Annotated in this window: 23 protein-coding genes; 13 read left to right on the top strand and 10 right to left on the bottom strand. The window is 53.4% G+C overall.

Annotation, left to right across the window (positions count from 1 at the left end):
• Window positions 1-326: 326 nt before the first annotated feature.
• Both SMB34_RS21060 and SMB34_RS11375 read right to left on the bottom strand, forming a co-directional pair.
• Window positions 327-1,313: a hypothetical protein gene (locus SMB34_RS21060; protein WP_156962675.1), complete on the bottom strand. Its 987-nt coding sequence runs from the start codon at window positions 1,311-1,313 to the stop codon at window positions 327-329.
• 211 nt (window positions 1,314-1,524) lie between these two features.
• The gene (locus SMB34_RS11375) at window positions 1,525-2,421 is read right to left on the bottom strand and encodes a DMT family transporter (RefSeq protein ID WP_037990240.1); all 897 of its coding nucleotides are present in this window, start codon (window positions 2,419-2,421) and stop codon (window positions 1,525-1,527) included.
• A 137-nt stretch (window positions 2,422-2,558) separates the two neighbouring features.
• Here SMB34_RS11375 and SMB34_RS11380 point away from each other — a divergent pair, with 137 nt between their 5' ends.
• Window positions 2,559-3,002, top strand: a complete 444-nt coding sequence (locus SMB34_RS11380; RefSeq protein WP_037990281.1) for an Lrp/AsnC family transcriptional regulator — start codon at window positions 2,559-2,561, stop codon at window positions 3,000-3,002.
• Window positions 3,003-3,012: 10 nt separating this feature from the next.
• Here the strand turns inward: SMB34_RS11380 and SMB34_RS11385 are convergent, their stop codons facing one another.
• Window positions 3,013-3,915: a LysR family transcriptional regulator gene (locus tag SMB34_RS11385; RefSeq protein ID WP_037990241.1), complete on the bottom strand. Its 903-nt coding sequence runs from the start codon at window positions 3,913-3,915 to the stop codon at window positions 3,013-3,015.
• 107 nt (window positions 3,916-4,022) lie between these two features.
• Here SMB34_RS11385 and SMB34_RS11390 point away from each other — a divergent pair, with 107 nt between their 5' ends.
• Window positions 4,023-4,268: a DUF2798 domain-containing protein gene (locus SMB34_RS11390; protein WP_037990243.1), complete on the top strand. Its 246-nt coding sequence runs from the start codon at window positions 4,023-4,025 to the stop codon at window positions 4,266-4,268.
• Here SMB34_RS11390 and SMB34_RS11395 read toward each other — a convergent pair.
• Entirely contained in the window at window positions 4,253-5,605 is a 1,353-nt protein-coding gene (locus SMB34_RS11395; RefSeq protein WP_037990244.1) for a DUF2254 domain-containing protein, read from the bottom strand. The two genes, SMB34_RS11390 and SMB34_RS11395, sit on opposite strands and share 16 nt — an antisense overlap.
• 243 nt (window positions 5,606-5,848) lie before the next feature.
• Here SMB34_RS11395 and SMB34_RS20680 point away from each other — a divergent pair, with 243 nt between their 5' ends.
• Window positions 5,849-6,589 (top strand): TetR/AcrR family transcriptional regulator, encoded by a 741-nt coding sequence (locus SMB34_RS20680; RefSeq protein ID WP_051682259.1) that lies wholly within the window; start codon window positions 5,849-5,851, stop codon window positions 6,587-6,589.
• 60 nt (window positions 6,590-6,649) lie between these two features.
• The gene (locus SMB34_RS11405; RefSeq protein ID WP_037990246.1) at window positions 6,650-7,900 is read left to right on the top strand and encodes an MFS transporter; all 1,251 of its coding nucleotides are present in this window, start codon (window positions 6,650-6,652) and stop codon (window positions 7,898-7,900) included.
• A gap of 15 nt (window positions 7,901-7,915) precedes the next feature.
• On the opposite strand, the gene SMB34_RS11410 is transcribed toward SMB34_RS11405, so the two are convergent.
• A complete protein-coding gene (locus SMB34_RS11410; RefSeq protein ID WP_037990247.1) occupies window positions 7,916-8,758 on the bottom strand; it encodes a tetratricopeptide repeat protein in 843 nt (280 codons plus the stop codon).
• A gap of 148 nt (window positions 8,759-8,906) precedes the next feature.
• On the bottom strand, window positions 8,907-9,887 hold the full coding sequence (locus SMB34_RS20685) for an AraC family transcriptional regulator (RefSeq protein ID WP_167332763.1): 981 nt from the start codon (window positions 9,885-9,887) through the stop codon (window positions 8,907-8,909).
• A gap of 229 nt (window positions 9,888-10,116) precedes the next feature.
• On the opposite strand from SMB34_RS20685, the gene SMB34_RS11420 reads away from it, so the two are divergent.
• Both SMB34_RS11420 and SMB34_RS11425 read left to right on the top strand, forming a co-directional pair.
• Window positions 10,117-10,962, top strand: a complete 846-nt coding sequence (locus SMB34_RS11420) for an AAA family ATPase (protein ID WP_037990249.1) — start codon at window positions 10,117-10,119, stop codon at window positions 10,960-10,962.
• Between the two features lie 6 nt (window positions 10,963-10,968).
• The gene (locus tag SMB34_RS11425; RefSeq protein ID WP_037990250.1) at window positions 10,969-12,156 is read left to right on the top strand and encodes a vWA domain-containing protein; all 1,188 of its coding nucleotides are present in this window, start codon (window positions 10,969-10,971) and stop codon (window positions 12,154-12,156) included.
• Between the two features lie 30 nt (window positions 12,157-12,186).
• On the opposite strand, the gene SMB34_RS11430 is transcribed toward SMB34_RS11425, so the two are convergent.
• A complete protein-coding gene (locus tag SMB34_RS11430; protein WP_007090547.1) occupies window positions 12,187-12,603 on the bottom strand; it encodes an Lrp/AsnC family transcriptional regulator in 417 nt (138 codons plus the stop codon).
• A 137-nt stretch (window positions 12,604-12,740) separates the two neighbouring features.
• Between SMB34_RS11430 and SMB34_RS11435 the strand changes: the two genes are divergently transcribed.
• The 4 genes from SMB34_RS11435 to SMB34_RS11450 all read left to right on the top strand — a co-directional run bounded on the left by SMB34_RS11435 (window position 12,741) and on the right by SMB34_RS11450 (window position 17,471).
• Complete coding sequence (locus SMB34_RS11435) at window positions 12,741-14,414, top strand: M20/M25/M40 family metallo-hydrolase (RefSeq protein WP_037990252.1); 1,674 nt, start codon at window positions 12,741-12,743, stop codon at window positions 14,412-14,414.
• Between the two features lie 144 nt (window positions 14,415-14,558).
• On the top strand, window positions 14,559-15,611 hold the full coding sequence (gene glpQ / locus SMB34_RS11440) for a glycerophosphodiester phosphodiesterase (protein WP_037990254.1): 1,053 nt from the start codon (window positions 14,559-14,561) through the stop codon (window positions 15,609-15,611).
• 156 nt (window positions 15,612-15,767) lie between these two features.
• Window positions 15,768-16,370, top strand: a complete 603-nt coding sequence (gene wrbA, locus SMB34_RS11445) for an NAD(P)H:quinone oxidoreductase (protein WP_007090544.1) — start codon at window positions 15,768-15,770, stop codon at window positions 16,368-16,370.
• 234 nt (window positions 16,371-16,604) lie between these two features.
• The gene (locus SMB34_RS11450; protein ID WP_037990255.1) at window positions 16,605-17,471 is read left to right on the top strand and encodes a pirin family protein; all 867 of its coding nucleotides are present in this window, start codon (window positions 16,605-16,607) and stop codon (window positions 17,469-17,471) included.
• An 81-nt stretch (window positions 17,472-17,552) separates the two neighbouring features.
• On the opposite strand, the gene SMB34_RS11455 is transcribed toward SMB34_RS11450, so the two are convergent.
• Complete coding sequence (locus SMB34_RS11455; protein WP_007090536.1) at window positions 17,553-18,767, bottom strand: NADP-dependent isocitrate dehydrogenase; 1,215 nt, start codon at window positions 18,765-18,767, stop codon at window positions 17,553-17,555.
• A 326-nt stretch (window positions 18,768-19,093) separates the two neighbouring features.
• On the opposite strand from SMB34_RS11455, the gene SMB34_RS11460 reads away from it, so the two are divergent.
• A complete protein-coding gene (locus SMB34_RS11460) occupies window positions 19,094-19,345 on the top strand; it encodes a hypothetical protein (protein WP_037990256.1) in 252 nt (83 codons plus the stop codon).
• 25 nt (window positions 19,346-19,370) lie between these two features.
• Here SMB34_RS11460 and SMB34_RS11465 read toward each other — a convergent pair whose 3' ends face one another.
• On the bottom strand, window positions 19,371-20,021 hold the full coding sequence (locus SMB34_RS11465; RefSeq protein WP_240478816.1) for a TetR/AcrR family transcriptional regulator: 651 nt from the start codon (window positions 20,019-20,021) through the stop codon (window positions 19,371-19,373).
• 103 nt (window positions 20,022-20,124) lie between these two features.
• Between SMB34_RS11465 and SMB34_RS11470 the strand changes: the two genes are divergently transcribed.
• Both SMB34_RS11470 and SMB34_RS11475 read left to right on the top strand, forming a co-directional pair.
• Complete coding sequence (locus SMB34_RS11470) at window positions 20,125-21,228, top strand: HlyD family secretion protein (protein ID WP_037990287.1); 1,104 nt, start codon at window positions 20,125-20,127, stop codon at window positions 21,226-21,228.
• Between the two features lies 1 nt (window position 21,229).
• A complete protein-coding gene (locus SMB34_RS11475; RefSeq protein WP_037990258.1) occupies window positions 21,230-22,822 on the top strand; it encodes a DHA2 family efflux MFS transporter permease subunit in 1,593 nt (530 codons plus the stop codon).
• 114 nt (window positions 22,823-22,936) lie between these two features.
• On the opposite strand, the gene SMB34_RS11480 is transcribed toward SMB34_RS11475, so the two are convergent.
• Window positions 22,937-24,586 (bottom strand): alkaline phosphatase D family protein, encoded by a 1,650-nt coding sequence (locus tag SMB34_RS11480; protein WP_037990259.1) that lies wholly within the window; start codon window positions 24,584-24,586, stop codon window positions 22,937-22,939.
• Window positions 24,587-24,817 lie beyond the last annotated feature (231 nt).

Raw genomic sequence — 24,817 nt, forward strand, 5'->3', positions numbered from 1 at the left:
AGGGCCCCGATCGGGGCCCTTTTAATTGGATTTTCTTGCACAATTTCGTTTCGCAATTATCGTGTGTTCCTACCCTGCGTCAGCCAAAGCCATCGGTCTAGGTGTTGTTAATACCAAGGTTCTTTCATCACGATGCTCAAGGCCTTGAAGTTCCACTTGATAAACATTTCCGTCTTCCGTGTGAGTGATTAAAACCAACTCGCCTTCCGACTTCCGGCATCTTGCCGGGCTTTGCCTCGGAGTTTTAGACGTTTTTGTCATCATGGCTTCCTCGGTTGTTATGCTGAAGGAACTTATTTTTATTGTTATTTATATTCTACCAGAAGTTATGTTGGGCTTGGAATTCCATTTTTTTTATCCTGATTTTGCATAGAGTTAACTATGGCCTGAATCTTAATAACCTGTTTGAGTGGTGTAAATATGGCATCGGCAACTGCAAATACAATCTGAGTGTCCCATTTTTCGATGAACACACCCCTTGATTCGCTGTCTACGGTTAAAAAACCAAGTACCTCAGAATCTCTTTCTTCCATCAAATTGCACGACCCTTGACGTATCACGCATGAAATTGTGCTACGATATGGCAATGGCCAATTGAACATAGAAAATCTTTTCCTGTGAGAATTAAGGCCAGTTGTTAACTCTGGTTTGTAAGCTGTCATACTTGTCGTTTGAAATTCAGAGTCCTTCGAAAGGTTGTTGCTAAAATAATGCCAGTGAGATTCATCTGAACTGAACAACTGAGCAAACCGCTTGTTTTTATTTAGAGGATCGTGGTTATCTCGCACTCTTTTTCGGTCACGATCTCTATAGCGACCTGCTGATGCGCTATCTCTTGCATAAGTATAGAAGTATAACTCTCCATTGTTCTCGTAGGTTAGTTTTATGCTTGTTCGGCAGTTAGTTGAAGTAAGTGAACGAAATATATCGGCGCTAAAATCAAGAATGTGAGATATATATGTTTTTGATTGGCTTAAATAAGAATTGTATTCCTGTATCGATGCGTCGTCGGATGGTCTATTCTCGATTAAGTAGTTGTTTAAATCTCTTATGTGATGATTTATGTTATGTATAGAGGTTGTTATATTTGCGTATTTTTCTTTTCTTGAGCTATTGTAGTATAGAGTAATAACGAAAATTAAAAGTAATATTACAGTAATGTAAATAAATGTATTTGCCATTATTGAAAGAGTTGTTTGATCGAATTTGGCGTCTTCAACTAAATCCCATGATGAAAGAAATGACAGTACTCCGCCAACGACCCCCAAAATCCATCCTGCGAAACGCCGTACGTGAAAGAGAAATGCGTCCATAACAATGCCCCCAAACTTTCTGTTCGCTCTACTATGAATTCCTAATGTTAATTTTTGGTTGTATATCGTCAATCGTAAATTTTCTCAAAGTAGTGCGTTTGGTGGAGGTTAGTTAGTGGTTGCTGTTTTTAATCTTGGCGCGCCTAAACATGTGTGGTGAGAAGGGAGAATCTTTCTACCCCCTTTGTATGTTTTATGCCGTGAGTCTTATTTACTGTGTCGGATGATGGGCCGGTTTGGGTTTGATCAGTAGCCAGCCAAGATTCATGCCGGTTGCGGCAATCACAATCGCCACTGCTCCGATGACCTGGGCGGTATCCGGGCGATAGCCAAACGCAATCAGATCGACAAGAATGGCGACGACTGGATAGATGAAGGACAGTGACCCTTGCAAATGGGTGGGTAGTTTCTGAACCGCGCCATACATCAGCACATACATGATCCCGGTATGAGCCACGCCAACCGTGACAAGCGCGCCCCAGCTTGATGGCGTATCGGGCAGGTTATCAAGATTGGCAAAGGGGGCGAGCAGCAGAATGCCGACACAAACCTGAATGAGCGCGATCAGATGCGGCGGGGTACCTTTCAGCTTTTTTGTAATGATGGCAGCCACTGCCCAGAAAAAGGCCGCGACCAATGCCATCGCGATACCGCCTGCATAATTGGTGCCGGTAAAGCCGCCATCGGGCTTGCCCGATATGATCAACAGCAATCCGCCAAATGCAATCGCAAGCCATGCAAATTTATTGGCTGTCAGTTTTTCACCAAACAGCAATGCACCGAACATCACCAGCATGAAGGGCTGGGTATTGTAAACGGCTGTTGCAATGGAAATCGATGCCATCGAATAGGACTGGAATAACAGGAACCAGTTTGTCACGATGGCAACACCACCAAGCGCGGCCCAACCCAATATCCGCAGGTTCAAAAGTCCGCGTAAAAACCCCATGCCAGCGCAAACGACAAGCAGGGCCCCAGCCCCAAATACGCACCGCCAGAAAACAACATCAAGAGCGGATTGCCCCGACATCACAACGAACCAACCAATTGTGCCCAGAATCGTCATGGCCGCGGTCATTTCGACCGTGCCGCGCAGTTTTTCATCCATCGGAATGCTCCGTTAAACTGATTTTATGGATGAAATTTGCGCCTTTTTTCGGCTTTGTTCCATGGTCTGAGATTGAAAATGTCGGCTCTTTACTTAATTATATGAAGTTGATTTCGAATATTTATAGGAAAAGTAAAGTGATCGATGAAATCGACCAGAAGATACTGAAAATCCTGATTGGTGATTCGCGTATCTCGCAAAAGGAACTGGCAGCCCGTGTCGGGCTATCATCCCCCGGCGTGGCGGAACGGGTCCGGCGTCTGGAGGAACGCGGCGTTATTCGGGGCTTTACTATTGATGTAAATCCCGAAGCACTTGGCTATCCGCTGCAGGCGATCGTACGCATTCGTCCGCTGCCGGGCAAATTGCATATCGTTCAGCAGATGATCGAAGAAATTCCAGAATTCGGGGAATGCGACAAGGTCACGGGCGATGATTGTTATATCGCGCGTCTGTATGTTCGCTCGATGGGGGAACTTGATACATTGCTGGACCGCATTGTCGACAAAGCGGAAACCAACACATCCATCGTGAAATCGAAGTCGGTTGAACGACGCATGCCACCGCCGGTCATGCGTTGATGGTTTCCGGTTATCGGTCTGCCGGGTTTTGCGTGGCAAAGGCCACCAGTTCATCTATGAAAACACGTTGGCGTTTGGGCATGAAATCGGTTTCGGGCCAAACAGCAAAGATATCGCGCTGTTCGGTTTCCCAGTCGGGCAGAAGCGCTACAAGTCGTCCAGCCCGCAGCCTATTGCTGATAATGCTGTGTGGTACAAGGCCGATGCCGTGGCCTTCTTCTATCATAAGTGATGCCAGTTCGATCTCGTCGACGTCAAACCGGCCATCAACGCTAAATACCTCGTTGCGTCCTGTTTTGCGGTGGGTCAACCGCCAGGTTCGAAGCGGACTTGCGACAATCATCGCATGATAACGCAGTTCTTCGGGCGATGTCGGTGTGCCGAATTTCGCCAGATATTCCGGGGCGGCACAGGCAACCAGATAGGTGTCACACAGCTTGCGCAGGACGAGAGATTGCTGGGTTTGCTTGCCGACGCGGATGGCGACATCAAAATTGAATTCGCCAAGCGGCAATACACGATTGGACAGGGTCAGCCGCAGATCGATATGGGGATGTTTACGAAGAAAAGTGCTGAAAAACGGGGCGAGCCAGCTTCGGGCGAGATTGACAGGCAAGGCGATCTTCAAAATCCCGGCAGGCTCGTTATGGCGTGTGTCGATACTTTCAAGCGTTCTGTTCATTTCGGTGACCAGAGGGCGTAACTGGTCGAAATAGGTATGCCCGGCATCAGTCAGGGCGAACCGTCCGCTGCCGCGTAGCAGCAGTTTGCAGCCCAGCTTTTCCTCCAGCTTTTGCAGGCGTCGGCTAAGTGTCGCCATCGGAACCTCCAGGGCAATCGATGCCTGCCGGAGGCTGCCAAGTTCGGCTATGCGAATGAAAAGGGCGAAATCGTCCAGTTGCGCATGTTCCATATGTGGAAACTCAAATCCCGAAAATATCCACTATTCCCAAAAATGAGATTATCGCATTGTCCGCTCCATGCCCACCGTAAACGGGAACCAAATCAAAGGAGCCTCACATGCTTCCGGCACGTTTTTATCGTTTTGTATTTTCCGGTCTGATGTCGATCTGGCTGTCGACCCTGATGACCGGGCTGGTGACACTGATCAATACTGGTATCGACCCCGAATTTCTGCTGCGCTGGGGGCGGGCATTTGTCATTGCCTGGCCTATTGCCTTTTCGCTGGTTCTGATCAGTGGCAGCACGGTGACGCGCATCGCAAATAACCTGACCCGCGATTCACGTGTTCAGGCCGCTGAATAATCGTCTTTGGCCTGTTGCTGTCGCAGGACACGGTTGACGGCACGTTCAACCGCCCTGCGATCAGCCGCCTCGGCGATGTTTCGCGCGGCCGTCCGTCCGATAAGGCGCGCATGATCGCGCAGGGTGTCCTGCTGTTTGGCTGTTTTGGCCTGTCCGATCAGACTTTCAAGAACTTCTGCCATTGGCAACAACACATAGGGCTTGGTGCTTGCTGATTGTCGGATCTGGTTAAATGCCGCGTCCAGCATCTCACCGAAATCCGAAAGATGGGCACATATCCGTTCCTGTCCTTGCTCGTCCCGCCAAAGGCCCAACGGGGAATGAAAATTCATCGCCTGTGGCATGGCCCGGCCCAGACGATAAATCACTGCAATTGCGGTAAACGGGTCATTGATGCCCGGTGACAATGCGCGCAGGGCGACCTCGACCAGCTGGCGCAGGGCGAACTCGATATCAAGCATCGCGGTGCGCTGATTGCCAATCAGTATCTGTTCGGTAATGAAATTCCGGTATTCGCCGATGTCGTCTGTTGCATTGGCGGCATTTGTGCTGATTTCTCCGATAATGTCTTCGGCAATCACATGCTGTCCGGCATGGATTGTCAGGGCGATATGAATGTCTGCCTTGGTCGCAACCTCCAGCAAACCCTCATAGTCGATGCCCTGTACATAACCAGATTTTGCGGCCTTGATGGCTCTGTCAGGGTTGATTGTTCCCGCATCAGGCAGGGTGCATCCGGCTTCTGCTGCATGGTCGATTGGTCGTGAAAGCGTTTCCAGCGACGATGCAATCGTTTCTTCCAGATTTCCGCCGACTTTCTGGATGACCTGATCCGCCACAATGGATCGGCCCAGATGATGCACAAACAGAATCAGGACAAACAGGCTTACGACAAAAAGGAGAATCCCGGTTATGGCGGCAATTTGCGGGACCTGATCCTCCTTGCCCTGGCCCCCCATGATGACAAGGGCCGTGATCAGAAACAGAATGGATCCGACAAAGCTGCCCAGTGCATTTTGTGTTTTGGGATCGCCCATGAAATTGCGAATGGTGCGTGGGCCCAGTGATCCGGCGGCAAGTGTCAGAACCACCATGGTTACGGACAGGGCAAAGGTGGTCATGGTCACAAGAGTGGCAAGAAGGGTTGATGTCAGGTCCTGTACCGTTTGAACCGTTCCGAAACGCGGCCAGAAATCCGGCAGGCTGGCAATCATGTCCTCGCCCGGGAGGCGAATTGCCAGCAAGGCAACAGCGGCACCGCCAATCGCATAAAGCAGCGGAATAAACCACAAGCTGTGACCAAGAAATTCCCATATCCGGATAAATCGGTGAAACATTTACTGCGGTCCTGTTCTTGCCGTGTGCTTTGCGTGGCGACAAATGCCGCCCGTTGGCAAAGCCGAAACCGGGACAGCGATCCAGTGTTAAACGTATAAGGTTAAAGCCGGTTCCCTGTTTTCTGCGTTTGGGTGCATCCGTTGAGTGTTCGGATGAATGCCACCCATGCAAAATTCGCGATTGTTTGGCGTTAAAAAATGAACCAAATTCGATTTTACGTCATTTATTGAAAAGGCAGGGATATGGCAGCCCCGAACGACCCGGAAAAGCAGCCGCTGAGACAGCGGCCAAACCGCATTGAAAAACGTCAGCAGCGCGAGGAACTGATCCTTGAACGCGCGGGCGAGCTGATTGCGGAATACGGGTTTTTCGAACTGAAGATGTCTGATCTGGCCCGCGCCTGCGATATTTCGGTTGGCACACTTTATGCCCATTTCGCCAGCAAGGAGGACTTGCTGCTTGGGCTTGCGATTCTGGCGGGGCAAAAACGCGCCGGGTTTTTCGATTATGCCCGTGCTCATGACGGCAGTGCGATGGAAAAGTTCATTGTCGCAAGCCTGCTTGATATCCGCTTTTCCATTGATCACCCGCAATGGTTTGAGGCCGAATATCTCGCTCTGGCCCCATCGATCTGGCAGCGCGCAACCCCGTCGCACCATCAAAGCCAGCTCGCCGGGATCGGACGTATCACCGAAATGTTCCAAAGCTTCCTGTCCGATGCTGCCAATGAACTGGGGGTATCGGGCGATGTGATCGCGCAGACCCGCAACCTCAATCTTGGCAGTTGGGGGCTTTCATTTGGCATGAATGCCCTGGCCCTTTCAGAAATAACCGACCGCCATTATGGCACTGAATTGCGCAGCAATGCGATTGACATCTTCTGCGACAGTCTGGCCGATCTTTTGGCCGGGGCGGGATGGCATGTCGATGACGCTCGCCAGATCGTGCGCGACCTTGCCGCCCGCTATGCCGATCTGAAATAGCCGCTGGCGACGTTATCAATTAACCGCCACTACCAAAACGCCCCACGGAGTATTCGCCCCATGTCCCAGGAAACCAAAACCATGTCCGCGGTCTTTTTGACCGTGCTGTTCGGTTTTGCCGGGTTCAGCCTGCCTTATCCTGTTTTCAGCCCGATGTTTCTGAAACCCGAACTGGGTTTTCTTGATCCCTCGGTGCCCACCGAATACCGCACGATGCTTTTGGGTGTCGCCATGGCGCTTTATCCCATCGGGCAGTTTATCGGTGCACCGTGGCTGGGGCGGGTATCGGACAAGCTTGGCCGCCGCCCGGTTCTTATGGCGTCGCTGACCGGGGCGGCCTTTGGCTATCTTGTGACGGCCTATGGTGTGGCGAGTGCAAATTTGCCGTTGGTTTTGATTGGACGCTTTGTGTCGGGCCTGTGCGAGGGCAATATGGCGATTGCCCAATCGATTGCATCGGATATCAGCCGGCCGGAAACCAAGGTGCGCAATTTTGGTCTGATCACGGTCGCGATCAATGTTGGCTGGATCATCGGTCCGCTGATGGGCGGCTTTTTCTCCGACCCGACCATTCATCCGTCCTTTAACGTTTCGTGGCCGTTCTATTTTGCCGCGGGTATGTATGCCTTTAACCTGCTGGTGGTCTTCGTGATCCTGCGCATTCCTGAATATGCGCGCCGTCGCGGCACGCCAAAGGGCATGACGCCACCCGCCACCCGCTCTGTATGGGCCACGATCAAGGACCCCGACCTTTTGCCGGGTTATGTGATTTCGTTCTTCAGCTATATCGCGGTTTATATCTTCTTTGCCTTTTTCGGGGTCTATCTGGTGCAGAATTACGACGTCACCAGCAGCTTCCTTGGCATGTGTTCGGCAATCATTTCGATCCCGCTGATCCTTGCCGGATTGACGGTTGATCGTGCGCAGAAGATTTGCGGCCTGATCGGTGTCGGGACCCTTGGTCATCTGTTTTTGGGGATCGGCCTGATCACGTTCCTGATCCCCGATGGGCTGGTGTGGATATTTGTGCCGATGTGTCTGGCGGCATTCGGTATTGCCTGGTGCGAGGTGACGACCAGCCTGTTTATTTCCAACGCTGCCGGATCGCATGAACAGGGGCAGGCGCTTGGCGTTTATCGGTCCGCCCACGTTCTGGCCGAAGCCACCGCTGTCCTGATCGGCGGGGTTCTGGCCGGGATCGCCAGCTATGCGCCGTTCTTCCTTGGCTTTATCGCGGCGATGCTATGCGTAATTGGTATTCTGGGCTGGCTGCGCATCCGTCAGACAACCGCGGACGTTCCGGCGGCATAAGTTCGCAATACAGACTCAGACATCAACCGGTGCATAGGCGGCGCAGGCAATCAGTTTGGCCGCCTTTTCGCTGTCTTTGCGGTCCTTGTCCGGCAGTTTCGCAAGGTCATCGGCAAGCGCGCGGGTTTCTTCGATCCCGTCGAGATCGGCACTGATTTCCATCACCCGATCCCAGATCGCCTGATCATCCATACCGCCCATCACCGCCAGGGTGATCGCCCGGTTAAGGGTGGCTTCGGGGTTTTCGGCATCTTGGCTCAGGATCAGTTCGAACGCCTCAAACGCCGAAATCAGATGACCTTCGCGCAGATGGATAACGCCCAGATCATTTTTTGCCGCAAGTGACGCTGGATCAATGCGTAAAAGCTGCTCGATTGCGCGTTTTTCACCTTCCGGATCGTCGTTGGCGCGATGTGCCGCGGCGATCAACTGATGTATTTTTGTATCACCCGGCCGGTGGTGGGCCGCGTTCTGAAAAGCACTCAGCGCATATTCGGGCTGTTCAAGGTCCAGCAATGCCTGCCCGCGCAGTACCAGCAAATCCGGGTCGGTCGGATGAAGGCGCAAAACGATATCGACATGATTAAGTGCCGAACGGGCATCACCATTTTCAAGCAGGGCGCGTGCAATGTGATGCAGGCATTCTTCGTTGCCTTCATCAGATTGCAGCACAGTGCGATATTCGCCAAGTGCTTCGGTCAGCGAACCTTTTTCATGAAGGGCACGCGCCAGTCCGAACCGTGCTTCAAGATTATCCTCATCCTCGCCAAGTGCCTGCCGCAACATATTGATCGCGGCGTTATATTGGCGGCGTTTAAGCGCGGCAAGACCCATATCCGCAAAGGACATAGTGGTCATGCAAATTCTCCCAACCTTGTGCTCATCCCGTTGCCCGGAACATCAAATTTATCGAGTTTCGATGGGATTATAGGCGGTGATGCGATCATTTCCACCCCCGATCTGCATAAACTGAAACCTGCCCGTGACAACAGGTGATGGTCATAGATTATTGTCGTTTGCGCAGAGTTTCGGAAGGCAAAACACCGAACTGCCTTGCATAGATCCGGGCAAAGCGACCGGCATGGGCAAAGCCCCATTTCATGGCAATCTCGGCAACGCCTGCTCCGTCTGCGTCATTAAGAAGGTCGTTATAGGCGTTGTTCAGGCGCACCGATCTCAGATACGCCATTGGCGACATACCATAAGCGGCGTTAAAGGCCATTTGTAATGTCCGATAACCGCAACCCGCATGTTGTACCAGCGTTTCGAGTGTGATCGCTGTATGGGCGTAGGCATGAATGTAATCGCGCGCCCGTTTGACATAATGCGGAACCGCGTTCGATTTCGGTTTTCCATTTAGTTGCTCCGAACAGGAATTCGGAAGCATCATCAGGATATTTGTCAAAAGCAGATCCTGAAGACCGTTCAGGACAATGGCATTGTCGAGATTGTGAAGCGGACCATCAAGTGCTTGTGCGACGTAATTCAGGGTATTGCAGACATGCCGACCCGGCGCGGTGTCCAGATCAATGCTGATCTCGAACCCCGGGTCGATGTTTGGCATGTCATTGCCCAAAAGCACCCGGCAATGCCTTGCGACGACGTCTCTCGGCAAACGGACGCCAAAGCAGGCAAACCGGTCTTCGTCGGCGAAAAGCGGAACGCGCATGTCGCGGATTATTCCGCGTCTGGCCGAAATTGTGTAATTCTGCCCTTGATGCTGCACCGATCCCCCCCCTTCGGTCGGGATGATCATGAATAGGGCATCGTTATCGCTTTCTGGTGTTCGAAGCTGAATGCGACAATCCCCAAAGGACGAATGCAAAACTTGCAAATCGCCCAAGGCAACGCCATGGATCGAGACATCGAAAGATGCGGGGCGTTCGATCAGGTCCAGTGTATCAATGGAATTCAGTTCGGCCAGAAGAGCGCGGGTTTCATAAAGATCACGCGATGATAGAACCTGATAATTCTGAAGATACGTCACACAAGCTTCCCCCAGACGCATTGCACAATCGCAATCGCGCAGCTTTGTAACTCCCCCGGCACCAAGACTTTAAAATAGTCTGGAATTTGTATGATTTTCACTAACCTTAGGCTATCGGCTTGAACTCTACAAGAACGTTGAAGTTGGCGGGTTGTTAAACTCGTCCCTTGCCGCCCGGCTCGCAACGCCCTAGGTTAACGTAAACGTCAACTTATGTTGCAGGGCAAAAATGAAGTTTCAGGGCACGAAAAATTACGTCGCGACCGAGGATCTGATGGTGGCGGTCAATGCCGCGATCACTTTGCAACGGCCGCTTCTGGTCAAGGGCGAGCCGGGAACCGGCAAAACCGTTCTGGCCGAGGAAATTGCAAAATCGCTTGGCAAGAGGCTGATTATCTGGTCGATCAAATCAACCACACGCGCCCAGCAGGGATTGTATGAGTATGATGCGGTTTCGCGCCTGCGCGATAGCCAGCTTGGTGACGCGCGCGTGCACGACATTGCCAATTACATCGTCAAAGGCAAGCTTTGGGAAGCGTTCGAGGATGAAAGCGCGCCGGTTCTGCTGATTGACGAAATCGACAAGGCCGATATCGAGTTCCCCAATGACTTGCTTCAGGAACTCGACCGGATGGAATTCTTTGTCTACGAGACACAGGAAACCATCCGGGCCACAAACCGCCCGATCGTGATCATTACATCGAACAATGAAAAGGAACTGCCCGACGCGTTCCTGCGCCGGTGTTTCTTCCATTATATCCGTTTTCCGGATGCCGAAACCATGGCCGAAATCGTTGCTGTCCATTTCCCCGATATCCAGAAACGTCTGGTGTCCGAGGCATTGAACCTGTTCTACGACATGCGCGATGTTGGTGGGCTTAAGAAAAAGCCGTCTACCTCGGAACTGCTTGATTGGCTAAAACTTCTGATGGCCGAGGATTTGTCGCCCGAAGCATTGCGGGCCAGGGACGCCAAAACAGCCGTGCCGCCACTTCATGGGGCGCTTTTGAAAAACGAGCAGGACGTCCATCTGTTTGAACGTCTTGCCTTCATGGCGCGGCGTGAAGGGCGTTAGACGATCATGTTCACCGGCTTTTTCTACAAGCTGAAAGAAGCCCGCGTTCCGGTCAGTTTGCGCGAATATCTGACGCTGCTTGAGGCCGTCGAAAAGGGCCTTGCGAACTATGCGGTCGAGGATTTCTATTACCTGGCGCGCGCAGCACTGGTGAAAGACGAACGCCATCTTGATCGGTTCGATCAGGTCTTTGGCGCCCATTTCAAGGGTGTGGTTGATCTGGCTGACGGCATGGACGAAGTTGCCAAGGCTGACATTCCCGAAGAATGGCTGCGCAAGCTTGCCGAAAAATTCCTGACCGACACGGAAAAGGCCGAGATCGAGGCTCTTGGCGGTTGGGAAAAGCTGATGGAAACCCTTAAACAGCGGCTTGAGGAACAGAAAGGCCGTCATCAGGGTGGCAATAAATGGATCGGCACCGCCGGGACATCGCCCTTTGGCGCCTATGGCTATAACCCCGAAGGGGTGCGGATCGGGCAGGATAAATCCCGCCATCGGCGCGCGGTCAAGGTTTGGGACAAACGCGAGTTTAAAAACCTTGATGACAGTGTTGAAATCGGCACGCGCAATATCAAGGTGGCCCTGCGGCGTTTGCGCAAATGGGCCCGGACCGGGGCGGCAGATGAGCTTGATCTGCCCGGTACCATTTCATCCACTGCCCGTCAGGGGTGGCTTGATGTTCAAATGCGGCCCGAACGGCATAATGCGGTCAAGGTCCTGATGCTGTTTGATATTGGCGGGTCGATGGATGACCATATCAAGGTCTGCGAGGAACTGTTTTCCGCGGTCAAAACCGAATTCAAGCATCTTGAATATTATTACTTCCACAACTGCCCCTATGAGGGGCTTTGGAAGGACAATGCGCGCCGCCGCACCGATCAGGTTTCAACATGGGATGTAATCCGGACGTATGGTGCGGATTACAAGCTGGTGATTGTCGGCGATGCCACCATGAGCCCCTATGAAATCACCTATCCCGGTGGTTCGGTCGAACATTGGAACGAGGAAGCCGGGGCGGTCTGGATGCAACGTTTGCTGGATCATTTCCAACATGCCGCCTGGATCAATCCGCAGGCAGAAAACTGGTGGCAATATCACGGCTCGATCCAGATCATGCACAAGCTGATGGAAGGCCGGATGTATCCGCTGACCCTTGAGGGGCTTGATCGGATGACCGGAGCGCTAAACCGTTAAATGCCTGTCGGCTTTTGCTTGTCCGATATATCAGGCAGGCCCCAGAAACAGATAGCTTTGGGTTTTGGCAATGCCTTCCATGGCGCGCACGGTCGTGACAACCTGATGAAAATCCGAAAGGGCGGGCACCTGAATTTCCGCGATCAGGTCCCATTCGCCATTGGTGGTGTGAAGGGCGGCAAAGCCAAGGTTTTTACGCAGGCTCGCCACCAGTGTTTTCACATTCTTGCCCGATAGTTCGATCATCATCACGCCCCGGACGGTTCCATCGGCTGCGTCATCACGCAGACGTACTGTGAACCCGGCAATCACCCCCTGATCGATCAGGCGGTCCATGCGGGTTTTAACCGTTCCGGCTGCAACCCCCAAAAGCTGCGCCAGTTTCGGGACAGAAGCACGCCCATTGACGCGCAATTCGGCAAGAAGGCGGCGGTCAAGGTCATCCATAATTTCATTCCGCTTTGATGATTTCCTTAATTATCCTGATGGAATAATCAATTTCCAATCGAAAATTGTATCAAACTGGCATTTTAACTGATTTCGGCAAAGCATATCCTGCTGTTACGTCATCAGGGAGCAAGCACATGACCATGCCGGGAAAACGATGGGCACCTTATGCCCGTACTGCTGAAATCGCCGACCGTCTGACCCGTTTTGGCAGTGTTACCGGCAGTGCCGGGGAAGCCGATATCACAGGGCTGATCATCGATATTTTGCATGAAATTCCTTATTTTCAGGATAACCCCGACAATATCGCCGTGATCGACAGCCATCCGGTGGCGGGTGGCAGCCGGATGGCAAAAAGCGTTGTCTCACTGGTGCGCGGGCGTGGTCGCAAAACACTGGCGATGGCCGGGCATTTTGATGTGGTTTCGATTGAAAATTATCATGATCTGAAACATCTGGCTTTTGAGCCCGATGCGCTGCGCGAGGCCCTGATTGCCGATCTTTCGGGCCGGGAAAATCTTAGCGATGCCGAGGCACTTGCCCTTCGCGATTTTCAGACCGGTGATTTCATCCCGGGGCGCGGATTGCTTGATATGAAAAGCGGCGATGCGGCGGGCATTGCATTTCTTGAACATTTCAGCCAGCAGCCGGATCGGAAGGGCAATGTCGTCCTGTTCCTGACGCCTGATGAAGAACGCAATTCATGCGGTATGCGCAGCCTGCGCAATGCGTTGCCTGACCTGATCGGGCGATGGAACCTCGACATTGTCGGCGGGATCAATCTGGACGCCAGCAGTGACCCTGGAAATGGCGAGGCCGGGCGCGCAATTTTCCATGGCTCGGTCGGAAAGCTTTTGCCCTTTGCCCTTGTTGCCGGTTTGCCAACCCATGTCGGTTATCCGTTTGACGGCATTTCCGCCCATGCCATCGCATCGGAAATCATGCAGGCGATCGAGGCTAATAGTAACCTGTGTGATCGCGGCATGCATGAAACCGCCCCGCCCCCGGTCTGTCTTGAGGCCCGCGATGTGCGCGATATCTACGAAGTCACCACGCCTGAACATGTCTGGATGGCGTTTAACTGGCTGGTTATGGGGAAAAGCTGTGCCGAGCTGATGGGCGATTTCACCGACATCGTAAAGGATGCCGGAAAACGCGCACTTGAACGATTTGCCAGCAACGCAGCCCGCTATGCTAAATCCAACGGGCAGGCTGCCCCGGCACCTTTGCCACCCTTGCGCATGGTAACGGTTGCACAACTGCGTGATATGGCGTTTGCATCCGGCGGCAGCTATGCGCTTGATCGGATTGAGGCGGTGGCCCTTGAAACCGCAAAGGATAACAATCCGCTGAATCGTACCCGTATTCTGGTCCGTGCTATGCTGGCCGAGGCACATCTGCGCGGCCCGGCCGTAGTGACCGGTATGGCCGGTTTGCATTATCCGGCTGTTCATGTTGATCGCGCAAAGGATATGGACCGGCAGTTCCTGGATGCGATCAGCCGTGCCCGCGCCACGATAGAGGCCCGTCACGAAACGCGGATCTGTGATCGCGGTTATTTCATGGGCATCTCGGATATGAGCTTTTTCGGCCATGTGACCGATGTCGCCGATATCGATATCATCGCCGCCAGCACCCCGATTGCCGAACTGGTCGATCGTCCGGTTGGCAATGCCCTGACCTATCCGGTGGTTAATATCGGTCCGTGGGGCCGGGAATATCACCAACGTCATGAACGACTTTATGCACCATACGCCTATCATGTGCTGCCCGATTTTCTGGCCGAAATCGCGGATGAACTTCTGGGGTGATCAACTCGTTGCAAAGCAATCCATGGAAGGCGATCAGGCGTAACAGTTTCAAGAAACTTTGTGCTATCGCCTTCTGCCTTGTTCCTGCCGCATCGTTTCGTCACTATGCTAGGCAAAATCCATGCGGAAATAAGGAGTTATGGGATGCTGATGAAATCTGCGCGTTCAGCCATTCTGGGAACGGCACTTGCCATTCTGCCACTGTCGATCACACCGGCAATGGCACAGGACAGTACCCTTGAAAGGGTTGTGATCGCCCATCGCGGAGCATCGGGCTATCTGCCTGAACATACCCTTCCGGCAAAGGCACTTGCCTATGGCATGGGGTCGGATTTCATCGAGCAGGACGTGGTGATGTCCAAGGATGGTGTGCCGGTTGTCCTGCATGACATCCATATCGATACCACGACCGACGTTGCCAAGAAATTCCCCGACCGCAAACGTGAAGATGGCCGGTACTACGCCATCGACTTCACGCTTGAAGAACTCAAAAGTCTGAACGTTACCGAACGGTTCAAAGCCGAGACCGGCGAGCAGGTATATCCGGATCGCTTCCCCGGCGAATACGCCATCTTCAAAATCCCGACCTTTGAAGAAGAAATCGCCATGATCCGGGGACTTAACAAATCAACCGGGCGCGATGTCGGCATCTATCCGGAAATCAAGGACCCGGCATGGCACAAGTCCGAAGGGCAGGATGTAACGGCCGCGGTCATCAAGATCATGGAACATTGGGGTTATGGCACGACGGAATCCAATTCCTTTGTTCAGAGCTTCGACTGGGCCGAAACCAAGCGTATCCGGAATGATCTGAAATATCAGGGCAAGCTGGTTCAGTTGCTGGGTGAAAACAAATGGGGTGCGCCCGAAGGCACGGACTACGATTATCTGAAAACCGATGATGGTGTGGCCGAAATGGCAACTGTGGTGGATGGTATTGGCCCTTGGTTGCCACAGGTCATCGAAGGGCTTAGTGCTGATGGCACGGCGATCATGACACCAACCCTGATCGCAGCCCAGCGCGCGCAGTTGAAAGTCCATCCCTATACCCTGCGGGCTGACCAGTTGCCGAAATGGGCGGGCGATATGGATATCGCGCTTAAGGCGATCTTTGACGATGCCGGGATTGATGGCATCTTTACCGACTTCCCCGATCAGGTTGTCGAATATCTGGCGGTGCGACCGCAGCAGGACTGATTAAGTTGGCGTGTCGCGGTCTGGAACAGTTCCGGGATGCGCGCGTTCTGATCCGGGTAGGTTAAGCGAAATAGACTGTTTCCAATCTGACTGTTTCCGTCAGGCGGCAGTTGTCGCATGCTGATGGCGACGGATTTTCAACTCAAGGAGGCAAAATTGGCCAAGGTTCTGGTTCTTTATTATTCGATGTACGGACATATCGAAACCATGGCAAATGCCGTGGCCGAAGGCGCACGTGGTGTTGCCGGTACGCATGTTGACGTCATGCGCGTTCCTGAAACCATGCCCGAAGATGTCGCCAAAGGTGCTGGTGCCAAGCTTGACCAAGTGGCTCCGGTGGCGAAAGTTGACGATCTTCCGGAATATGATGCGATCATCTTTGGCGTTCCGACCCGGTTTGGTAATATGCCCGGCCAGATGCGCACCTTCCTTGATCAGACCGGTGGTTTGTGGGCCAAAGGCAAACTGATCGGCAAAATCGGTTCGGTCTTTACCTCGACCGGGACCCAGCATGGCGGTCAGGAAACCACGATTGTCACGACCCATACGACGTTGCTTCATCATGGTATGGTGATTGTCGGTGTGCCCTATAGCTGTTCGGGGCTGACCAATATGGACGAAATTACAGGTGGTTCGCCCTATGGTGCGGGAACGCTTGCCGGGGCGGATGGTTCGCGCACGCCTTCGACCAATGAGCTTGATATTGCAAAATTCCAGGGCAAACACGTTGCCGAACTGGCGGCAAAGCTGGCTGGGTAATCATTGATTGCGTTCGATATCAGGGTCGTGCGGGTTATCTGCGCGGCCCCGATACATTGAGAGGCACGAACATTTGCTATGATGTTCGTGCCTTTTTGATTGATTGGGGTGTTATGGGAAACAATTCGATGCTTGATTGGCCATTGTTTCGCGACAGTTTTCTGCCAGATTGGGGGATATGAAGTTTCACAGATCGCAGCCCGATAAATTCCCGGCTGCTGACAGGAGGACCTGATGTCTGAACAGGGCAAAAAACCGCGCGGTGTTGCGCGCGTACTTCGCGCGATGGACACATCCGACGGGGCAGGCGTATCGCTTAAACGGTCGGTTGGATCGCCGCAGCTTGATATGCTTGATCCGTTTCTGATGCTCGATTCCATTTCAACCGACAATGCTGACGAATATATTGCCGGTTTCCCCGAACACCCGCATCGTGGTTTTGAAACCGTGACCTATATGGTCGAAGGTGCCATGCGTCATAAGGACAGCATGGGTAATGAAGGTGTTCTGCGTTCGGGTGGTGTGCAGTGGATGACCGCCGGCAGCGGGATTTTGCATTCCGAAAGCCCGGAACAGGAAAATGGTCTTTTGCAAGGGTTCCAGCTTTGGATCAATCTGCCGGCCAAGGACAAGATGGTTACCCCGCGTTACCAGAATATTGAAGGCCGCGACGTTGCCGAATTCAGCCCCGAAGACGGTGTTGATCTGCGCCTTGTCGCCGGTGAATTCATGGACAAAACCGGCCCGGTTAACGGGATTGCCACCAAACCGGTCTTTATTGATGCCAAACTGGCGGCTGGTCGCGAGGTGACTCTGCCGGTGCCTGAAGGCCACGCGGCCATGGTTTATGTCTTTATCGGGGATGCGATTGTTGCCGATAAAGCCATCACCACGCATCATCTGGCCGTGCTTGAAGACGGTGACAGCATCACCCTTAAAGGCGGCCCCGAAGGCGGGCGAATGCTTCTGATTGCGGCCCGTCCGCTGCACGAACCGGTTGTTCGCTATGGCCCGTTCGTCATGAGCAGCAAACAGGAACTGATGCAGGCCTTCGACGATTATCAGCGTGGCCGTTTCGTCCGTGCGGCGGCGGCTTCCTGAAAAAAAAACATCCATAAAATGCGACAAACCCCGCCAGTTCGCACCGGCGGGGTTTCATCATTCAGGGAAGGTGCCGGGCAATCAACCCATGGCAACTTTCAGGCCTTCGTCAAGTTTGTCGAGGAACTGCGTGGTGGTCAGCCATTTCTGGTTCGGACCGATCAGCAGCGCCAGATCCTTGGTCATGAAGCCAGCTTCGACAGTGTCGACACAGACTTTTTCAAGGGTTTCGGCAAATTTCACGACGTCCGGGGTGGCATCGAACTCGCCACGGTACTTAAGGCCCTGCGTCCAGGCAAAGATCGACGCAATCGGGTTGGTCGAGGTTTCTTTGCCCTGCTGGTGCTGGCGATAGTGGCGGGTGACGGTGCCGTGGGCTGCTTCTGCTTCTACGGTCTGCCCATCCGGCGTCATCAGAACCGAGGTCATCAGACCAAGCGAGCCAAAGCCCTGTGCCACGGTGTCAGACTGAACGTCGCCGTCATAGTTCTTACAAGCCCAGACGAAACCACCATTCCATTTCATCGCACATGCAACCATGTCGTCGATCAGGCGGTGTTCATAGGTGATGCCAGCAGCTTTGAACTTGTCGGCAAATTCGTTCTGGAAGACTTCCTCGAACAGATCCTTGAAGCGGCCGTCATAGGCTTTCATGATCGTGTTCTTGGTCGACAGGTAAACCGGCCAGCCAAGAGCAAGGCCATAGTTCATGCAGGCGCGTGCGAAACCGATGATGCTGTCATCAAGGTTGTACATCGACATGGCAACGCCCGAAGACGGGAAGTCGAAGACTTCGTGTTCGATGGGCTCGCCGCCGTCTGCCGGCTGGAACTTGATGGTCAGTTTACCTGCACCCGGAACCTTGAAGTCGGTCGCACGGTACTGATCACCAAAAGCATGACGACCGATAACAATCGGCTGGGTCCAGCCCGGAACCAGACGCGGAACGTTCGAGCAGATGATCGGCTGGCGGAAAACGGTACCGCCGATGATGTTGCGGATGGTGCCGTTCGGCGACTTCCACATTTTCTTCAGGCCGAATTCCTCGACGCGCTGCTCGTCCGGCGTGATGGTCGCGCATTTGACGCCAACACGATGTTCCTTGATGGCATTTGCCGCATCAATGGTGATCTGGTCGTTGGTTTCGTCACGTTTCTGAACCGACAGATCGTAATATTTAAGATCGATGTCGAGATACGGCAGGATAAGTTTGGTTTTAATGAAGTCCCAGATGATCCGGGTCATTTCGTCGCCGTCGAGCTCGACGACGGGATTCTTCACTTGAATCTTGCTCATGGAATACTCCCTTTCTGGCCGCAGCCAGGATACAGCGCGGCTGCCATTTGACATTTCATCCGGCGCGCGAGGGAGCGCCCTGGCCGCGTCGGGAGAGCGCAACATACAGGATGAAATCAGAAAATCAAAGAGGGCGGCGCGACATCCTTGTTAAGACTTTCGCGCAAGGCCGAAATTGCTGGGTTTTTGTGCCTTGGCCGATGTTGATGCTGCCCTAGAAAACGCTGGTTTGCCCGATATTTACGCCATTCCCTGAATTAATGCACATCCCACGGGCAGGGGACATGGCATGTGACGGCATATGATCCTGATCAAAGAAAAAGGTTATGGAATGGGTCAAACTCGCATTTGTCGGGTTCAGGGGGAAGACTCCGGCACCGTCAAACCGGAACCATATGGGGGCTTCCATGAACCTGCCTTATGAAACCAACATCATCATCGCGCTCTGCATTGTCGGCTTCTGCCTTTTGGGCGTCGGATACAGCTTCCGCGACCGGGGATGGGGCCTTGCGCTTGTCTGGATCGGGGTGATCACAATGATGGGGCCGATTGCCTATCGCCTGCTGGTCATGTTCTGAGCCGGAAGTCGTTCGGTGCGCAGGCTTATGCCTGCGCCGGGGTTTTCTGGTCAACCTTGGCCGGGTCTATTCCGTATCCGCGCAGGAACATATCGACCGCCGCAATTACATGGGCGTGCAAATCCTTTGCGTGCGGTTCCCAGCCGACATAGGTCATCTGTCGGAAATCGTAATCGGCCTTAAGCAGGCTTGTGAAAAACACGGCGGCCTGTTTCGGATCGCTTTTGGGGAAGTTGCCTTCTTCCATCTGACGTTCGAAGTAGGATGTGATGATCCGGCGGCCGCTCATCAAGCCGCTTTCATAAAACACCTTGCCCAGATGCGGGAACCGCGGGACTTCTGACAGGAACAGCCGCATATAGCGAATGGTTTCCGGCGTGGTCAGAAGCGTCATCAGCGTTTCGCCAAAATGGATCAGGGCCGCACGCAGCGGCATCTGTGACAATTCCAGATCGGCCATGACAGCAACCACACGTCCCGTGCAATTGCGAATCACCGCTTCGAATACGCCGTCCTTGTTGCCGAACAATTCGTAAATTGTTCGCCGGGAGCCGCCAGCTTCGGCGGTGATCATTTCAAGTGTCGTGCCCGAAAGGCCATGTTCGCAAAAAAGTTCACGGGCCGCATCAATCAGCGCTTCGCGACGTTTCAGGGTTCTCGGGTCGATATTTCGCATTTCGGACAAGCAACTGTTCCAATTCTGCACTTGACGTTTGGTACTGTTTGGTACCATAAGGGTTCAAATGGTACTGATCAATACCAAAAGGATCAAACGGACGATGAGTGTAAAAAAAGTCATACTGCCCCTGATCGCTGCGGCGATTATCGGTGGCGGTGGGTATTACGGGTTCTACTGGGTGACTGAAGGTCAGTACCACGAATCGACCGACAATGCCTATTTACAGGCTGACGAAGTCGCGATTTCGCCAAAGGTTTCGGGATATGTCGGCGACCTTCGGGTTGCCGAAAACCAGCCTGTGCATAAGGGCGAACTGATGTTGTCCATCAAGGACGAAGATTATCGTGCCGAACTGAAACAGGCCGAGGCCGCCCTTGATGCGCGCCGTGCCGCGGTTCAGACCATGGACGAGCAGATCACCCTTCAGATGGCTGCCATCGATCAGGCGGCGGCCAATGTCCGCATTGCAAAGGTCGAACTTGATCGCACGTCCGAGGATTATACGCGTTACGAGGATCTGGTGAAAAAGGGGGCGGCTAGCCGACAGAAATTCGATTACGCCAAGGCCGACCGTCAAACAGCACAGGCACAGGTGGCTGCTGCCAATGCGACCCTTGCGGTCGAGCAGGGGCGGATCGGCGTTCTGCGTGCGCAGAAGGTCGAAGCCGAACGCGCCGTATCACAGGCCGAAGCCGCGCGCGATATCGCGCAGCAGGCCCTTGATGACACGCGCATCTACGCACCCTTTGACGGTGTGATTGGTAATCGGTCGGTTCAGACCGGCGCACTGGTTCAGCCCGGCGAGCAGTTGCTCGTGCTTGTGCCGCTTCCGGGTGTTTATGTTGTGGCCAATTTCAAGGAAACCCAGATCGGCCATATGGCACCGGGCCAGAAGGTCCGGATAGAAGTCGATGCCTTTCCCAATGCTGATATCACCGGCCGGATCGAAAGCTTTGCCCCTGCCACCGGTGCGCAGTTCAGTTTGCTGCCGCCCGAAAATGCCACCGGCAACTTCACCAAAATCACCCAGCGTGTCCCGGTGCGTATTGCCCTTGATAACAGTGACCTTGCCAAGGCCCTGCGCCCGGGCCTGTCGGTTGTTGTGAATGTCGATGTGCGTGATGGTGACGGTGCTGAGCATGCGGCGGGTTCCGGCCTTGCCAGTGTTGTAACGCCGACCCCGGAACTCTCGGAGCGCAACTGAAATGAGTAGTGCCGCCACCAGCCCCGGTTCCATAGCCTTTCCCGATGATCCGGTGCAGCATGTCGATACCACCAAGTTTATTGGCTGGGTTGCGATGGTGGTTGGCATGTTTCTGGCGATCCTTGACATCCAGATCGTCGCAAGCTCGCTTGAAAACATTCAGGCCGGTCTGTCAGCAAGCCCCGATGAAATCGGCTGGGTCCAGACCAGTTACCTGATCGCAGAAGTCGTCATGATCCCGCTTTCGGGTTTCCTGTCACGCCTGATCTCAACCCGCTGGCTTTTTGTTGCCTCTGCAATCGGTTTTACGATTTTCAGCATCGCCTCGGCCTTTGCCTGGTCAATCGAAAGCATGATCTGGTTCCGTGCCGCGCAGGGTTTCCTTGGCGGGGCGATGATCCCGACCGTGTTTGCCACGACCTATATCATTTTCCCGGCGGATAAACGGAATACCGCCTCGGTGATGATTGGTCTGATTGCCACTATGGCGCCGACTGTGGGGCCGACTTTGGGCGGTTATCTGACGCAGTCGTTTTCTTGGCACTGGCTGTTTCTGATCAATGTTGTGCCGGGCATGCTGATCGCGCTTGTCGTCGCGGTAACGCTTGATGTTGATCGTGGCGATCGGTCGCTGCTCCGTGGCTTTGATCTGCGCGGATTGCTTGCGATGGCAGCCTTTCTCGGCAGTCTGGAATATGTGCTGGACGAGGGCCCAAAAGATGACTGGTTTGATGAACGCGCCATTGTTTATGGTGCCTTGATCTGCGTGATTTCGGGGCTCTATTTCTTTCGGCGGATGTTCACCTATGATCATCCTATTGTCGATCTGCGCTCGTTCAGGGATCGCAACTTTGCCATGGGCTGCATCTTCAGTTTCACCCTTGGCATCGGGCTTTATGGCAGTGTCTATATCCTGCCGCTGTTGCTAAGCCGTGTGCGCGGCTATGACAGTCTGGAAATCGGCACCATCATGGCGGTCACCGGCATTTGCCAGTTCATTTCTGCCCCGATTGCCGGGAAACTGACGGCCAGATTGCCTGCGCGTGTCGTGCTGGGCTTTGGTCTGGCGCTGTTTGCGGTGGGGGTTGCCCTGAACGGTTTTCAGAACAGTCAGGTATCGTTTCACGAACTGATCCTGCCGCAGGCTGTGCGTGGTTTTGCCCTGATGTTCTGCATGCTGCCGATCACCAATCTGGCACTTGGCACCTTGCCACCGGAAAAGATCAAAAACGCCAGCGGCCTTTATAACCTGATGCGCAACCTTGGCGGGGCAATTGGCTTGGCTGCGATCAATACCATGCTTGATAAACGCACCGACCTGCATTTCGCCCATCTGGCCGAACATATCAATACATCAAGCACGGCGTTTCAGAACTATCTGGAGACCATGACAGCACGATATAGCGCGCTGGGCCTTCCTGATCCGCAGGCTAGTGCGATGAAATCCATCGTCAATATCGTCACGCGCGAAGCCAGTATGATTTCGTTCAACGACGTGCAGCTTGCCATGGCCGGCATCTTCATTCTGGCTTTGCTGCTTCTGCCGCTCGCACGTCCGGCAGGATCGGGCAAACCATCCGTCGACGCACACTGAAAACAGGATATTCCCCAACCAGACAGAAAAGGCCGCACATCGTTCCCCCGACCCCGCAAGCGAAAGCTTGAGTGCGGCCTGACCGGTCCCCGTTCCCCCGGGGACCGGTTTTTTTTAGCCAACCAGCTTGATCACCTTCTGTGTGACACTTTCCGATCCGGGTTCGGCCCAGTAAAGGGTGGCGCTTATTTTGAGGTCACCATCCCGGCAATCGGCATTGATCAGCGCGAAATTGTTTTCCCCGGCAAAACGGAACATCTGTTCAAACCGACCGCCATCGAACCCGTCTATATCGGCCGATTTTTGCATGGCGGCGGTGGCAATGCCCGGTGCCGGTTTGCGTGAAATCGCACTTGACGTTACATTGAACAACCGTGCACGAGGATAGGTTTTGCCATTCGTGATCTGAAACGCGCTGGCGCAATGGACATCCCCGCTCAGGATCACAATCGGGATGCTGCTTTCAGCGGATCGCGCCAGCAGCAATTCAAGCATCGCATTTCGTTCCTTGTGGTTGGTTTCATGGCCCCATTCATCCATGAAATCATCCTTTTGACCGCCAAAATCGAGCGTGTTTACGGCACTTTCCGTCCAGTGCACGACGGGCACGGGCGAACAGATAAAGATCGCCTTTTTCTTTTTGGTTGCGGCCGAATTGATCCAGCTTTTGAAGCGTTCGAGCTGTTCCGCCCCCAATAATCGCTGTCCGTCGGGTAATTCACAATCGTGATGGCCGCGCACGTCAAGCATGTAAAAGCCATAGGCTCCCTGATCGAATTTATAATCCCAGTGGCTGGCATCGGGATTGCCATTGACGATCATGCTGTCAGGGTTATGCGCATGCTGATATTCAAGATAGGCCCGCGCTGCGGCCTTGAACATCAGCATTACAAGCGCGTAATTGGCGTCCTCGTCATCATCCTGAAAGAAATTGGCGAGCTTGGCCTTGCGCTCATCCGCGGTCAGCGAGCCCCAGCCGTCCATGATCTCGTGATCGTCCCATATCATGTATTGCGGGAAACGCCGGTAAACAGACAGCAGATGTTCGAACTGCCAGTAAATCCGGTAATAGGTGCGATAAAGCTTGGTGAAATAATCAATGATTGCGGGTTCGTCGAGGTTGCCATCAGGTGTGCGATAGGCGGCCAGCAAGGCGTTTTTGTTATTCTTCAGCCACACCCAGACGTCCTGCATGCGCGATGCGTGATTGGTATCACAATAAACCTGATCGCCGCCGCCAATGACAAAATCTGCACGGCGTTCGTTAAGGACATCATAAAACTTGTCCCATGCGCCTTCGCTGTTAGGTTTGACACTAAACGGGTCGTGGCAGGAATAAAACCCGAACTGCAATGACTGCGGGTTTTTGGGCAATGTCCGGAACCAGTAATCATGTTCGCCGCCCATCTCGATGCAGCGCTCAAGATCAAGCTTGTCCGATGCAAGGTAATAGTAATAGCGGGTATCTGGTTCAAGGTTGTCTACCTCGAACGTCATGGTCAGGTCGGTTTCACGGGTGAATTCGCGTTCTTCCATAAAAACGATATCACTGTTTGCGGCCTTCATAGCAGCAAGGCTTTTGCCTGACAGATCATAGGCATCCTCGGGCAGTTTTCGCACACTGACAATCAGTGTCCAGCGCCCGGTCATATAGGCCCTTACCCAGATTTTCGCCGTGTTGTCGGTGGTATGGCCGACGATGGCGGCTGTATCGATTTTGGATTTGAGTGTTTCGTAATTGTCCGGCTGTTGCAGACTTGCCATTGGAAATCCCCGCTCTGTTTGCGCCCCTTTTTTCGGGTGCTTGCTTGGCCCGTTATTGCCCGGTCTTGGTGCAGACAGTTTAGGCCAATTTACGGTGGTATCAATTTCAAGTTTCAGATGCTTGTTTGGGGCAATCTTATCGGGAAGTATCCGTTGCCATTAAACAGGAAACGCCCGGGCGGGGAACCCGGGCGTTTCGGTCCATCCGGAAGGGAGACCACCGGATGGAAA

It is taken from the genome of Thalassospira permensis NBRC 106175 (assembly GCF_000714555.1).
Lineage (GTDB): Bacteria > Pseudomonadota > Alphaproteobacteria > Rhodospirillales > Thalassospiraceae > Thalassospira > Thalassospira xiamenensis.

Coding starts and splice junctions, on each gene's coding strand:
- SMB34_RS11470 (WP_037990287.1), top strand. CDS start 20,125: ATGAGTGTAAAAAAAGTCATACTGCCCCTGATCGCTGCGGCGATTATC.
- SMB34_RS11475 (WP_037990258.1), top strand. CDS start 21,230: ATGAGTAGTGCCGCCACCAGCCCCGGTTCCATAGCCTTTCCCGATGAT.
- glpQ (WP_037990254.1), top strand. CDS start 14,559: ATGCTGATGAAATCTGCGCGTTCAGCCATTCTGGGAACGGCACTTGCC.
- SMB34_RS11460 (WP_037990256.1), top strand. CDS start 19,094: ATGGAATGGGTCAAACTCGCATTTGTCGGGTTCAGGGGGAAGACTCCG.
- SMB34_RS11430 (WP_007090547.1), bottom strand. CDS start 12,603: ATGGATGACCTTGACCGCCGCCTTCTTGCCGAATTGCGCGTCAATGGG.
- SMB34_RS11410 (WP_037990247.1), bottom strand. CDS start 8,758: ATGACCACTATGTCCTTTGCGGATATGGGTCTTGCCGCGCTTAAACGC.
- SMB34_RS11390 (WP_037990243.1), top strand. CDS start 4,023: ATGCTTCCGGCACGTTTTTATCGTTTTGTATTTTCCGGTCTGATGTCG.
- SMB34_RS11420 (WP_037990249.1), top strand. CDS start 10,117: ATGAAGTTTCAGGGCACGAAAAATTACGTCGCGACCGAGGATCTGATG.
- SMB34_RS11435 (WP_037990252.1), top strand. CDS start 12,741: ATGACCATGCCGGGAAAACGATGGGCACCTTATGCCCGTACTGCTGAA.
- SMB34_RS21060 (WP_156962675.1), bottom strand. CDS start 1,313: ATGGACGCATTTCTCTTTCACGTACGGCGTTTCGCAGGATGGATTTTG.
- SMB34_RS11375 (WP_037990240.1), bottom strand. CDS start 2,421: ATGGATGAAAAACTGCGCGGCACGGTCGAAATGACCGCGGCCATGACG.
- SMB34_RS11395 (WP_037990244.1), bottom strand. CDS start 5,605: ATGTTTCACCGATTTATCCGGATATGGGAATTTCTTGGTCACAGCTTG.
- SMB34_RS11455 (WP_007090536.1), bottom strand. CDS start 18,767: ATGAGCAAGATTCAAGTGAAGAATCCCGTCGTCGAGCTCGACGGCGAC.
- SMB34_RS11450 (WP_037990255.1), top strand. CDS start 16,605: ATGTCTGAACAGGGCAAAAAACCGCGCGGTGTTGCGCGCGTACTTCGC.
- SMB34_RS20680 (WP_051682259.1), top strand. CDS start 5,849: ATGGCAGCCCCGAACGACCCGGAAAAGCAGCCGCTGAGACAGCGGCCA.
- SMB34_RS11480 (WP_037990259.1), bottom strand. CDS start 24,586: ATGGCAAGTCTGCAACAGCCGGACAATTACGAAACACTCAAATCCAAA.
- SMB34_RS11385 (WP_037990241.1), bottom strand. CDS start 3,915: ATGGAACATGCGCAACTGGACGATTTCGCCCTTTTCATTCGCATAGCC.
- SMB34_RS11465 (WP_240478816.1), bottom strand. CDS start 20,021: ATGCGAAATATCGACCCGAGAACCCTGAAACGTCGCGAAGCGCTGATT.
- SMB34_RS11425 (WP_037990250.1), top strand. CDS start 10,969: ATGTTCACCGGCTTTTTCTACAAGCTGAAAGAAGCCCGCGTTCCGGTC.
- SMB34_RS11405 (WP_037990246.1), top strand. CDS start 6,650: ATGTCCCAGGAAACCAAAACCATGTCCGCGGTCTTTTTGACCGTGCTG.